Origin of the sequence: Providencia sp. PROV268 (assembly GCF_028477805.1) — a bacterium.
GTDB lineage: Bacteria > Pseudomonadota > Gammaproteobacteria > Enterobacterales > Enterobacteriaceae > Providencia > Providencia stuartii.
Genome location: NZ_JAMPLW010000005.1, coordinates 81,016 through 93,981, shown reverse-complemented (window position 1 = coordinate 93,981; position 12,966 = coordinate 81,016). Strand labels below are relative to the sequence as shown.

Sequence of the window (12,966 nt, the reverse complement as noted above, 5' to 3'; positions counted from 1 at the left end):
TAAAACGGTTTTACGATTTTTGCTCGCACTTGCGTTATACGAATTTAATTAACTAGGCAAACTAAAGTATTGCCTTAATGACCTTGAGTGTAACAAAAAATCATTATTTTGACTTTGGTTCCATTGCACTTCATACCACATTAACATCATATATTTGACCCATGGCGTCCATAGCCGGCATTGGTGAGCCAAGCGTTCAACATCGCCATAAGCATGGTATTTATTGCAATACTCTGATAAGAAAAAATCACGTTGTGTGGTATTCAATTGGTTCGCTTGAAAATAGGTTTCCAATGACAACCCAATATCGGTATTTGCCGCATACTCCCAATCCAATAAAACCAGTTGACCACTCTCAGTACAGACAATATTGCCTTTATGAATATCCATATGGGCGGGGGCTAACTTTAGAACCCTTGGCATAGGTGCGGATAAAAAATGGTGGTGCCATCGATGCCACCGAGGCCCTTGACGTTTTGGATCAACTAAATACCCGTAATGGGCAATTTCTTGCCTAAGCTGTAGACGATAAGTGAGTAAGGGTTGAGTATGTAATTTAGCAATTGTTGCCGCTAATAAAGATTGAAATGTTGGTGTTAAAAATTGAGTATCACTGGGTTGCTGACCATCACACCATGATAGTAATAACCAATCTGAATTTCTTGCTAACACTTTGGGCGCTTGACCAAAGTGTTGTAATTGATGTAGTACCCGCGCCTCTTTACGTCTATTCACGAATAGAGCCGTTTGCGCCTGACTTTGAGCACGCGCAATCAGATTGAGAGTATGTGACCGTAAGTGATAGGTTCCCCCTGAAAGCCCTGCTAATGGGGTTACTTCCCACGTTTTAACGTTAATATTTGGGAAGCAACCTGCCAGCAGTGCCAATAATGCACTGTCATTGCTCAATATCGTTTTTTCCTGACCAAAGGATCTCACCGCTTTGCACTGCCATCAGCTGCATTTCGATATCGCGTTGGTCGTTAGAGCCTGAAATCACGCTATACAATACATAATCAGCTTGTACGTAACGCCCTAAGCCAATCGCTTTACTGCGTGTAACAAGGCTATCGTCTTGCGATAAACCTAACGTTCTACGCGCGGCATTGACCACATCTTGTGGTACGACTTTAAAGCGATGACTGTCATCAACCGCTTTTACGATGGCTGAGGTCACATTTTGTACAGAAAATGAACCTGTCGTATTGTTTTTAACTGAATCCACCAACAGAACTTTGCCGCTCTCAACACCATTTTCCCCTGTCATCTGTCCGACTAAAGGCGAGACAGCAGCAGACCAATCTGTGGTTTTTTGCTTAGGTGGTGTAGGCACCTTATCGATTGGTGGTGGAGTTGTAGGCTCAGTGGGTTCAGTTGGCTCTACAGGGACAACTGGCGGAGGCGTTTTAGGCCTATCCTGCTGAAAAGAAGGACATCCTGCCAGCATCATCGCTGCCGCTGCAACGAACAAGATCCGTTTCATTATTTGTCTCCAAGCATTTGCGGTAAAAATACATAAACACGTACATTACGCGCGAGTGATGATGTACTTTCAGCATTAACACTAATCACTGAATTTGCAGGTATCATCTGCTGCAAATCATGGGTTGTTGCGATTTTCAATCCTTTATCGTCGTACCAATAGAGACGGTACATGACAGTCATCGGATTTGGCTGGCTATTGCTCATATTGATCTTAGCCACCGTCGCATAGTTCTCAACGCTGACTACAGGTTGCTCTACAATGATACCTTGCGCAAGAACCGCAGGCTCCATAATCACTCGTTGTTGATCATTGAATACTAACCCATCACGCTTACCCCATGAGCAAGCGCTCAGCGCAAACACCACAGCACTGAGTGTTAATATACGTATCAATGTTCCCCAAATCTTTTTCACATCATTACCTTATTTTGCCAGCAATGGTCCAAGAGGACGACCGCCAACAAGGTGCATATGAATATGAAACACTTCCTGCCCGGAGTGTTCATTACAGTTCATGATCAAACGGTAACCGCTTTCAGCAATCCCTTCTTGTTTGGCAATTTTTGCTGCAACGGTAAATAAGCGCCCCAATGCCAGTTCATCTTCCGCAGTCACATCATTCACTGTTGGGATGAGTTTATTGGGAATAATCAGGATATGTGAGGGAGTTTGTGGCGAAATATCACGAAATGCGGTAACCAGTTCATCCTGATAAACGATATCTGCCGGGATTTCACGTCGAATGATCTTACTGAAAATAGTTTCTTCTGCCATTGCGAATTCCTTTAATATTGACTAATTATTACGCTTTATTCTCGCCGACATTCAAATGAAATAGGCGGTTAAAGTTTTCAGTGGTAATACGTGCCATTTCTTCAGGGCTAACCCCTTTTAATACTGCCATATACTCTGCCACATCCCGCACATAAGCAGGTTGGTTCTCCTTCCCACGATGCGGCACGGGGGCTAAATAAGGTGAATCCGTTTCTACTAAGATCCTATCTAATGGAACAACCCTTGCGGCTTCACGAATTTGCTCTGCATTGCGGAAGGTAACTATCCCTGAAAAAGAGATATACATACCAAGATCTAGCAATTCCATGGCTGTCTGTTTATCTTCCGTAAAGCAGTGCAAAACACCGCCACAATCCATCACTTGTTCTTCACGTAAAATAGTCAGTGTATCTTCTCGCGCATCGCGCGTGTGAACTATCACAGGTTTATTAACCTGACGACCAATACGAATATGTTGACGGAAAGACGCTTGCTGAAGTGCTGCATTTTCTTTCTGATAATAATAGTCTAGCCCTGTTTCCCCTAACGCGACCACTTCTTCACCAGCAGCTAATTGCGCTAAGCGTTCAAAATCATACCCTTCATCCAAATTAAGTGGATGAATACCGCAAGAAAATGCCACATTAGCACGCTTGCCAATCATGGTTTTCATGTTATCAAAACCATGTAACGTTGTGGCAACCGCTAACATAAATCCGACATCGCGTTGCGACGCCTTTGCGATCACATCATCGACGCTTGTATGTAATTTTTCATAATCAAGGCAATCGAGATGGCAGTGTGAATCAACTACAAACATATTTCACTCTTTTTTATGGTGTTGGGGTAACAATTAATGCTTCCCATTGTAATAATTGATTTGTCAAAAGTAACTCTTGATTCAGTGCGGGCACTGTCATCAATTGGTGGCGGCAATTTTGCCAAGCCTCATAAACTTCAAACAATTGTGTATTTGTCATTCGTGATGCAAGTACGCTCACAAGTGGCAATTGGTCTTGATTTAAACAAAATTGGGCAGCATGTTGTTGCAGTTTCATGCTATCGGCTAATAGTCCGAGCAGCCACCCCATCGACTCAATCGCCTTATCATGATGAATCGCAGGTAATAACGACAACATATCATTATGTTGTATCCCATGAGCGAGTTTCTGGCATAGCACACTACGCTGTTGCCAATGCTCAGGTTGCAACAATGACATCGCCGCGACTGGAGCCCCTTGGCACAACTTTAACGCGGTCAATGCGTCGTTATAGTTGACGCCAACGATTTGCTTTTGTAACCAATACCACGCAATTTGCGATTCAGGTGGTGATAAAAAGGTATATAAGCAACGGCTTCGTAGCGTCGCTAATAGATTTTCACGTTTCTCGCAACCTAATAAAAAATAGGTCTGCTTTGTTGGCTCTTCCAAGGTTTTTAAGAGCGCGTTGGCCGCTGCATCGGTCAATGCTTCTGTTCGAGGAATATAGGCGACTTTAGCCCCATTTTGCTGTGCATGACTACTTAAGGTCTCTGTCAGTTTCCTTACCGCTTCCACGCTAACCGTTGTTTTGCCCTTCTCTGGCTCTAAAACATGGTAATCAGGGTGCGTTCCTGCCAACATCAATTGGCAGCTATGGCATTGCCCACAGCTTTTTAGCCCGTCTGTATTTTGGCAAATTAACCAGCGACTAATACCATAGCATAATGCTTCCACTCCGTTACCCGGTAGTGAATGCAATAACAATGCGTGGTGCCCACGACCTTGCTGGTAGGAGGTAATTAGTTGACGATACGTTTCATTCAACCAAGGGTACCAATTCATTGTATCACCTTATTTTGCCAACCATTGCTGCAAAGCTTGGCGAATATCATGTTGAACTTGTTCAATATTCTGGCTTGCATCAATCGTTAAAATAGTCTCATCGGAGGCCGCTAACTCACGATAACGTGCACGAGTGCGTTCAAAAAATGCCAGAGACTCTTGCTCAATTCGGTCTAGCTCACCACGAGCGCGTGCACGCTGTAACCCTAATGCTGGAGGTAGGTCCAAATACAGTGTTAACGCTGGTTTAAATTCCCCCAAAACCAGATCACGCAATGACTGCATAAGTTGGCGATCAATACCACGTCCGCCCCCTTGATAGGCCTGTGAAGATAAATCATGCCTATCACCAACAACCCATTTACCCGCCGCTAAGGCTGGCTTAATGACGTTTTCAACCAGTTGGACACGTGCGGCATACAGCATCAAAAGCTCGGCTTTATCAGTGACTTTTTCCCCGCTGATCCCCTGTTTAATGAGTTCACGTAGCTTTTCTGCTAATGGGGTTCCCCCTGGCTCTCGGGTAAACGCAATGTCTTGGATCCCTGCCTGATTTAATGTTTCAACAACGGTTTTAATCGCAGTGGTTTTACCTGCCCCTTCTAACCCTTCAATAACGATATAGGCGTTTTTCATCTTACTTATCATTCTGTTTTTCAATTTTTCGATACACTTTGACGGCTCGATTATGGTCATTAAGGCTACTACTGAATGTGTGCCCACCTGTACCATCTGCAACAAAGTATAAATAGTTCGTTTTCGCAGGGTGTGCCGCGGCTTTAATTGATGCAAGACTTGGCATTGCTATCGGCGTTGGCGGTAACCCATCAATGCGATAGGTGTTATATGGTGTATAGTTGTCTAAGTCGCTACGATAAATTTTCCCGCGATACTTATCGCCTAAACCATAGATAACTGTAGGATCTGTTTGTAACCGCATATTTTTCTGCAAACGATTCACAAATACCGACGCCACTTGGTTTCTTTCACTGTCGATACCCGTCTCTTTTTCGATGATTGAAGCCATGATTAGCATCTCATACGCGTTTTTGTAAGGTAGATCTTTATCTCTCCCTTGCCAAACTTCATCGACATTTTTTTTCATTTGTTGGTGAGCGCGTTTTAATATATCAATATCACGCGTTCCCGCCGTATACAGATAGGTATCCGGATATAGCCAGCCTTCAAGGGTGGTCGTTCCATCAAAACCAATTAGCGCGTATAACTCTTCTTGTGTTTTCCCTTCCGCCTCATGTTTTAAGTAAGGCGCATCACGTAAGATATTTGTCCAATCAGAGAGTCGGTTACCTTCGACAAAACGAATGGAAAACTGTGCCTCTTTGCCACTGGAAATTAATGCTAACATCTGCTCGATATCCATATTTGGCTGGAGGCGGTAAGTCCCAGCCTTCATTTTAGCTAACTCTGGGCGCAATTTTAGTAACCATTGAAATTTGTTACTTTGATTAATCACTTTTTCGTCTACCAGCAATGCTTCAAGCGCAACGCGGCCTGTTCCAGCAGGAACCGTAAAAACTTTCTCTTGTGTTAGATTTAGCGGCTCTTTTGCATAGTTCAAAACCTGTTGATACATCACATAGGCACTTACGCCTATTACCAACAGAATAACGACAATTGCGATAGAGATTTTTTTAGCGAGTTTCATTCATTAACCATTCAGTGACTAAAGTTGGCAACGTAAAAACAAATATTCAAACAGTTCCCTTGATGAATATTGCCATTGAGGTTTATTGTTACCCAAGGTGATCGTAGCAACCGGCAGTATTGGCATCAACGTATTACAAATAAACACTTCATCACAGTTCCCCAATACATCGGGAAAACGTTCAACCTCCCGAAGATGGTACTGACTAGCAGCTAAAAGCGCTATGATCTTTTGTCTCATTAATCCATTTACGCCAGAAAATGCTAAATTTGGCGTAAATACCGTATCGCCTTTGCGCCAAAAAATATTGGCACTGCAACATTCAATTAAAATACCATCAGAATCAACAACTAAAGCCTCATCAACCTGAGCTTCATCAATTTCTTGGCGTATTAACACCTGCTCAAGGCGATTAAGGTGTTTGATCCCTGCTAAATAGGGATTTTTACTCGTTGGAATACGGCTTAATATCAGTTGGATACCTGATTTCTGCAACGCTTGGTAATGTTGTGGAAAAGGCGCGATAGACATTATTACCGTTGGCTGATTAAACCCTAAAGTGCTATAGCCTCTGCCCCCCGTGCCTCGGCTAATAATCACTTTAACAACGAATTCATCATCATTATGCTGTTGGCAAATCGCGTGGATCTGCTTCTCTAACATTTGCCAATCTGGTTGGGGTAATTTAAGGCGAGAACTATCCTGCATGAGACGCCTAATATGCATATCAAGCATTTTTGGTTGATGATTAAACACATGGATCGTGGTGAAGCAGCCATCACCAAATTGCACAGCCCGATCAGTCACGTCAATATGACGGCACTCAACTCCATTAACCCAGTATAGCATTGATAATTCTTATAATAATGGCTGATAAATCAGTCAGTAACAGGATATTAACTATCATAAACTAAACTGACATAGACTGCAAAACGACACTAAAAATAAAGCCCCAGTATTGTAAACACTGAGGCTTTTACCCTTTACCACGTAAAGTAATACGTGTTGGGTTACTCTTCGTGATAGCGACGGAAAATTAATGAACCGTTTGTACCACCAAAACCAAATGAGTTGCACAGAGCATATTCCATATTTTCTACTTTTCTTGCTTTGCCTGGAACAAAATCCAGTTTGCAAGCTTCATCTGGGTTTTCCAGATTGATCGTAGGCGGAACGATTTGCTCTGTCAGTGAAAGGATCGTAAAGATAGACTCAATGGCACCAGCGGCACCTAATAGATGACCTGTCATCGATTTTGTTGAGCTAACTAATACGTCGGTTCCTTCACCAAAGACCGAAATAACCGCTTGCGCTTCCGCTAAGTCACCTGCTGGTGTTGAAGTACCGTGAGCATTGATATAGCCCACTGCATTAGCTTCAATACCTGCATCATGCAGAGCATTTGCCATCGCCAGAGCAGCACCTTCACCATTTTCAGGCGGTGATGTCATATGATAAGCATCACTGCTCATGCCGAAACCAGCAACTTCAGCATAAATTTTTGCGCCGCGAGCTTTAGCATGTTCATATTCTTCAAGTACGATAATACCCGCACCGTCACCCAGTACAAAGCCATCACGGTCTTTATCCCATGGGCGGCTAGCCGCTTGCGGATCATCATTACGCGTAGAAAGAGCCCGTGCTGCGCCAAAACCTGCAACACCCAATGGCGTTGTCGCTTTTTCAGCGCCACCAGCAATCATTACATCAGCATCACCATAAGCAATCATACGTGCGGCATGACCGATATTGTGAACACCTGAAGTACAGGCTGTGGCAATCGAAATACTTGGGCCACGGAAACCGTAAATAATGCTTAAATGACCTGCGACCATATTAATGATCGTAGAAGGAACGAAGAATGGGCTAACTTTACGAGGACCGCCATTTTGTAATGCTTCACAGTTCTCTTGAATTAGGCCTAGACCACCAATACCAGAACCAATCGCTAACCCTATACGAGTAGCATTGGCTTCTGTTACTTCCAGCCCGGAATCTTTGATAGCTTGATTACCAGCAGCAATTCCATACTGAATGAAAGGGTCCATCTTCCGTGCATCTTTGCGGGAGATACCATAATCTTCGTAATTGAAATCTTTAACTACGCCAGCAAATTTAGTTGCGTGGTTGGTAGTATCAAAATGTTCGATAAGGCTGATACCACTCTGTCCGTCACAAACAGCTTTCCATGATGATTCAACTGTGTTGCCGACAGGAGATAACATGCCCAGTCCGGTTACGACTACACGACGCTTAGACACGTAAATCCTCCAAGGAGGGAAAAAAAGTTATCAAAGAAACATAGGCGGTCGAGTGACCGCCTAGACAAGTTTTAAAACAATTAGTTAGATGCGTTCTCGACGTAATCAATCGCAGCCTGCACTGTTGTGATCTTTTCAGCTTCTTCGTCAGGGATTTCGATATCGAACTCTTCTTCCAGAGCCATAACCAGCTCAACTGTGTCAAGAGAATCAGCGCCCAAGTCATCAACAAACGAAGCTGTTGTTACAACTTCTTCCTCTTTAACACCTAGTTGCTCAACGATGATTTTCTTAACGCGTTCTTCGATAGTGCTCATACTATTAAAATTCCTATCAAAACTCGCTTTCGCGATGGTTTTCGTAGTTTATAAAATACAGGAAAAGATACAACTCAATCCCGGCTGTTGAAACCTAAATTTTGCATTATTTTGCGCTAATTAACACTAATAATGCAAATGGTTCCATCATTTCTTTAGATCATGTACATGCCGCCATTGACATGTAATGTTTCACCTGTGATGTAACCAGCTTCATCAGAAGCTAAAAACGCTACAGCACTGGCAATTTCTTGTGCATCACCAAGCCTGTCGGCAGGAACTTGAGATAAAATGCCTGCACGCTGCTCATCTGTCAATGCCTTGGTCATATCAGTTTCAATAAAACCAGGTGCAACGACATTAACGGTAATGCCACGGGAAGCGACTTCGCGTGCTAATGATTTGCTAAAACCAATTAGCCCAGCTTTCGCTGCTGCATAGTTCGCTTGACCCGCATTTCCCATCACACCTACAACAGATGCGATTGAAATAATACGTCCACAACGTTTTTTCATCATGGCGCGTAATACGGCTTTTGATAAACGGTAAACGGATGAGAGGTTAGTGTCAATAATATCTTGCCACTCATCATCTTTCATACGCATCAAAAGGTTATCACGTGTGATACCTGCATTGTTGACCAGTATATCAATTTCGCCAAATTGTTGACGAATATTATTCAAGGTTTCGTCAATTGATGCAGGGTCTGTCACATTAAGAGCAAAACCTTTGCCTTTTCCATCTAAATAAGCAGAAATCGCTTCTGCTCCTTTTTCGCTGGTTGCTGTACCAATAACCGTCGCACCACGCGCAGCAAGCGTTAAAGCGATCGCTTTCCCGATACCGCGGCTAGCGCCTGTTACAAGTGCAATTTTTCCTTCAAAGCTCATATCGTCCTCAGAGGTTTTCTAATGCAGTGCCTAATGATACAGGATCATTGACTGCAACGGCAGTTAAATTAGAGACAATACGCTTGGTAAGACCAGTTAATACTTTACCCGGCCCCACTTCAACAAGATGCTCAATACCTTGATTTGCCATGAATTCTACCGTCTCAGTCCAACGAACTGGATTATACAATTGACGAACCAAAGCATCACGAATATTTTCCGCTGATTGCTCAATTTTCACATCAACGTTGTTAATAACTGGGAAATTTGGTTGATTAAACGTTATTTCTTGTAACGCAACTGCTAATTTTTCAGCCGCTGGTTTCATTAACGCACAGTGTGACGGTACACTAACCGATAATGGTAATGCACGTTTTGCGCCCGCCTCTTTACATGCTGCACCAGCGCGCTCAACCGCCGCTTTTTCACCTGCAATCACCACTTGACCTGGTGAGTTAAAATTCACAGGAGAGACGACTTGGCCTTGAGCGGCATCTTGACAAGCTTTCTCGATTGATTCGTTATCTAAACCGATGATCGCATACATCGCGCCTGTTCCTTCTGGAACGGCTTCTTGCATCAATTTACCACGCAACTCAACCAGTTTAATTGCCGCTTTAAAATCAAGAACACCCGCGCACACTAAAGCTGAATATTCACCTAGGCTATGCCCTGCCATCATCGTAGGCATCGCGCCTTTTTTTTCTTGCCAAACACGGAAGATAGCGACAGATGCAGCTAACAGCGCTGGCTGGGTTTGCCATGTTTTGTTCAATTCTTCTTCTGGCCCGTTCTGAACAAGAGCCCAAAGGTCATAACCTAATGCTTCAGACGCCTCAGCGAATGTTTGTTCTACTAACGGACTTTCCGCCGCTAATGCAGACAACATACCAAGAGACTGAGATCCCTGACCGGGAAAAACCATAGCAAATTGTGTCATGTCTATTTTCTCAGTAAATTAAAAACGAACAAGTGCAGAGCCCCAAGTAAAGCCGCCGCCAAATGCTTCTAAGAGCACTAACTGACCACGTTGGATTCGACCATCACGTACCGCTTCATCAAAGGCGGTCGGCACGGATGCAGCCGAGGTGTTACCATGTTTATCTAACGTAACCACCACCTTATCCATGGCCATATCAAGTTTTTTCGCTGTTGCGGAGATGATACGCAAATTTGCCTGATGAGGAACTAACCAATCGAGTTCTTCTTTTGCGATACCGCTTTCAGCCAATGTTTCATCAACAATGTGCGCTAATTCACGCACAGCCACTTTAAAGACTTCATTGCCTGTCATGGTTAAGTAGGCTTGATCTTCTGAGCCTCGCTCACGATTCGGCAGCGCTAACAACTCGCCATAACGCCCATCGGCATGCAGATGTGTTGATATAATACCCGGCTCTTGCGATGCGCCGAGCACCATCGCGCCTGCCGCATCACCAAACAGAATAATAGTACCGCGATCATTTGGGTCTAACGTTTTTGACAGTGCATCTGCACCAATCACTAATGCTTTTTTTGCCATTCCCGTTTTAATAAACTGGTCCACGATGCTTATCGCATACGTAAAACCTGCACACGCTGCGGCAACATCAAATGCAGCGCAATCATTAATGCCTAACATTTGTTGAATTTGGCACGCTGCGCTTGGAAACGCGTGTGTTGAAGAGGTCGTTGCGACAACAATTAGCCCAATCTCACTGCTATCGACTTGCGCCATTTCAAGGGCCTTTTGTGCGGCATGAAACCCCATTGTGGCAACACTTTCATCTTCACCAGCAATTCTTCTTTCATGAATACCTGTGCGAGTTACAATCCACTCATCAGAAGTATCAACCATTTTTTCCAGGTCAGCATTTGTTCTAATTTGTGTGGGTAAATAGCTGCCTGTGCCTAATATTTTACTATACATAGGTTATTGATCACTCCTGGGTAATACGATATTCAACCGAGCTGCTATTCTGTCCGGAACTTGTCTATCTACCGATTGAACAGCCCGTTCAATCGCAGCTTTAAATGCACTTTCGTTTGCAGCGCCATGACTTTTTATGACAATTCCCTTTAATCCTAACAGAGTTGCACCATTATACTGGTCGGGGTTCAACTCCCCGAAACGCTTCATCAGCCGTTTTTTAAGCCACTTTTTGGCCAATTGAATCAACCAACTAGGTTTTTTATTCTTTTTGCTTTCATCTGTTGATTTCAACAAGGAAAGTATGACGCGGATCACCCCTTCCATTGTTTTTAGCGTGACGTTACCTGCGAAGCCGTCACACACTAATACATCCGTTTTGCCAGTCAGCAACTCATTGCCCTCGACATAACCGATGTAATTTATTGCCGCGGTTTCTTTGAGAATTGCGGCGGCTTCGCGGATATTATCAAGCCCTTTACTCTCTTCTTCACCAATATTTAGTAGTGCCACTTTTGGTGAAGCAATTTTGGCCACCTCTTCAGCGACGACAGATCCCATCACAGCAAATTGCACTAGCATATCACTACTACAATTGACGTTAGCGCCTAAGTCTAGCACCACGGTTTGACCTTTTTGCTGATTAGGCAAAATGGTCATCAAAGCAGGCCGTTCGATGCCATCAATTGATTTAAGCATCAACTTAGCTAGCCCCATCAAAGCACCCGTATTACCTGCACTCACGCACGCCTGTGCCTGCCCAGTCTTCACTAACTCAAGCGCCACTCGCATGGATGTTCCTTTGCTTTGACGTATTGCCGTTGATGGTTTGGCATCATTAGCGATAACATTTTCAGCAGGAATAATTTCGACACGCGAAGTCAGCTCAACACTTTGTTGTGCGAGCAGTGGTTGAATGGCGTCAGGTTGACCGACTAGCAGTAATTTGAGTGCTGGATTAGATGCCAGAGCCTGCAATGCAGCAGGCACTGTGACGCGGGGACCAACATCCCCGCCCATAGCATCTAACGCAATGGTTAGATTAGCCAAAGTATCAACTTGTAAATCTATAATTACTTGTTGATAACCTTACGGCCACGGTAGTAACCATCTGCAGTCACGTGGTGACGCAGGTGAGTTTCACCGGTAGTTTTGTCTACAGAAACTAGGGTAGCAGTCAGTGCATCATGTGAACGACGCATACCGCGTTTTGAACGAGTTGGTTTATTCTGTTGTACGGCCATTGACCTTACTCCTTAAGTACTTTTCTTTAAACTGGCTAATACGGCAAATGGGTTTGGTTTTTCCGCCTCAGGCGGTAGTTCACCAAAAACCATATCCGCTTCGGACACTTCACAGTGTTCAGAATCATGAACCGGAACCACTGGTAAGGAAAGAATTATTTCATCTTCTATCATTCCCAGCAAATCTATTTCACCAAATTCATCAATTTGAATTGGCTCATAGCCTTCCGGTAATGCTTCGGCCTTTTCGTCACTGACGACAGGACTAAAACAATACGATACGTAAACATGATGCTTGAAATCTTTTCTGCAACGCTGGCATTGTAGGGTGACATCCACATCAGAATGCCCCTCTATGACCGTCAGACGCTGATTATCAATTTTAAATGATAATTCGCTCTCAACATCGCTGTCTACACTGACTACTGATTCAGCAATACGTGTTACTTGCTCAGGTGTGTAACTCCCGACATAGTCGAGGTTTTTTTGAGCTGCACGCTGCGCATCGATAGTCAGGGGTAATTTTACCTTTTGCATAAGGCGCGCATATTAACTTTGTAATGAGCTATAGTCAAAGAAAAAGGCGGGCAAAAC

General features: G+C 43.8%; 17 protein-coding genes. All 17 read right to left on the bottom strand.

Going from position 1 to position 12,966, the window contains the following annotated elements; translation table 11 throughout:
• Positions 1-48: 48 nt before the first annotated feature.
• Positions 49-909 (bottom strand): phosphotransferase, encoded by an 861-nt coding sequence (locus tag PR699_RS04065; protein ID WP_014656169.1) that lies wholly within the window; start codon positions 907-909, stop codon positions 49-51.
• Entirely contained in the window at positions 899-1,483 is a 585-nt protein-coding gene (lpoB, locus tag PR699_RS04060; protein WP_014656170.1) for a penicillin-binding protein activator LpoB, read from the bottom strand. Before lpoB ends, PR699_RS04065 begins: the two co-directional genes overlap by 11 nt.
• Positions 1,483-1,899: a YcfL family protein gene (locus PR699_RS04055; protein WP_014656171.1), complete on the bottom strand. Its 417-nt coding sequence runs from the start codon at positions 1,897-1,899 to the stop codon at positions 1,483-1,485. Before PR699_RS04055 ends, lpoB begins: the two co-directional genes overlap by 1 nt.
• 9 nt (positions 1,900-1,908) lie before the next feature.
• Entirely contained in the window at positions 1,909-2,259 is a 351-nt protein-coding gene (gene hinT / locus PR699_RS04050; protein WP_004920823.1) for a purine nucleoside phosphoramidase, read from the bottom strand.
• Positions 2,260-2,287: 28 nt separating this feature from the next.
• On the bottom strand, positions 2,288-3,079 hold the full coding sequence (locus PR699_RS04045) for a metal-dependent hydrolase (RefSeq protein WP_014656172.1): 792 nt from the start codon (positions 3,077-3,079) through the stop codon (positions 2,288-2,290).
• A gap of 13 nt (positions 3,080-3,092) precedes the next feature.
• Positions 3,093-4,085, bottom strand: coding sequence for a DNA polymerase III subunit delta' (gene holB, locus PR699_RS04040; RefSeq protein WP_014656173.1), 993 nt, complete (start codon positions 4,083-4,085; stop codon positions 3,093-3,095).
• A 9-nt stretch (positions 4,086-4,094) separates the two neighbouring features.
• Entirely contained in the window at positions 4,095-4,721 is a 627-nt protein-coding gene (tmk, locus tag PR699_RS04035) for a dTMP kinase (RefSeq protein ID WP_014656174.1), read from the bottom strand.
• 1 nt (position 4,722) lies between these two features.
• Complete coding sequence (gene mltG, locus PR699_RS04030) at positions 4,723-5,751, bottom strand: endolytic transglycosylase MltG (RefSeq protein WP_014656175.1); 1,029 nt, start codon at positions 5,749-5,751, stop codon at positions 4,723-4,725.
• A gap of 18 nt (positions 5,752-5,769) precedes the next feature.
• Positions 5,770-6,600, bottom strand: coding sequence for an aminodeoxychorismate lyase (gene pabC, locus PR699_RS04025; protein ID WP_014656176.1), 831 nt, complete (start codon positions 6,598-6,600; stop codon positions 5,770-5,772).
• Positions 6,601-6,761: 161 nt separating this feature from the next.
• Positions 6,762-8,012: a beta-ketoacyl-ACP synthase II gene (fabF, locus tag PR699_RS04020; RefSeq protein ID WP_014656177.1), complete on the bottom strand. Its 1,251-nt coding sequence runs from the start codon at positions 8,010-8,012 to the stop codon at positions 6,762-6,764.
• Positions 8,013-8,092: 80 nt separating this feature from the next.
• A complete protein-coding gene (acpP, locus tag PR699_RS04015) occupies positions 8,093-8,329 on the bottom strand; it encodes an acyl carrier protein (RefSeq protein WP_004920830.1) in 237 nt (78 codons plus the stop codon).
• A 155-nt stretch (positions 8,330-8,484) separates the two neighbouring features.
• Positions 8,485-9,219 carry a 3-oxoacyl-ACP reductase FabG gene (fabG, locus tag PR699_RS04010; RefSeq protein WP_004920831.1) on the bottom strand — a complete coding sequence of 245 codons (735 nt, stop codon included), beginning with the start codon at positions 9,217-9,219 and terminating at the stop codon, positions 8,485-8,487.
• A 7-nt stretch (positions 9,220-9,226) separates the two neighbouring features.
• Positions 9,227-10,159: an ACP S-malonyltransferase gene (gene fabD, locus PR699_RS04005; RefSeq protein ID WP_004920832.1), complete on the bottom strand. Its 933-nt coding sequence runs from the start codon at positions 10,157-10,159 to the stop codon at positions 9,227-9,229.
• An 18-nt stretch (positions 10,160-10,177) separates the two neighbouring features.
• Entirely contained in the window at positions 10,178-11,128 is a 951-nt protein-coding gene (locus PR699_RS04000; RefSeq protein ID WP_004920833.1) for a beta-ketoacyl-ACP synthase III, read from the bottom strand.
• A 3-nt stretch (positions 11,129-11,131) separates the two neighbouring features.
• The gene (gene plsX / locus PR699_RS03995) at positions 11,132-12,178 is read right to left on the bottom strand and encodes a phosphate acyltransferase PlsX (RefSeq protein WP_014656180.1); all 1,047 of its coding nucleotides are present in this window, start codon (positions 12,176-12,178) and stop codon (positions 11,132-11,134) included.
• Between the two features lie 23 nt (positions 12,179-12,201).
• Positions 12,202-12,372 carry a 50S ribosomal protein L32 gene (rpmF, locus tag PR699_RS03990; RefSeq protein ID WP_004920835.1) on the bottom strand — a complete coding sequence of 57 codons (171 nt, stop codon included), beginning with the start codon at positions 12,370-12,372 and terminating at the stop codon, positions 12,202-12,204.
• Positions 12,373-12,384: 12 nt separating this feature from the next.
• Complete coding sequence (gene yceD, locus PR699_RS03985; protein ID WP_004920836.1) at positions 12,385-12,909, bottom strand: 23S rRNA accumulation protein YceD; 525 nt, start codon at positions 12,907-12,909, stop codon at positions 12,385-12,387.
• Between the last annotated feature and the right edge of the window lie 57 nt (positions 12,910-12,966).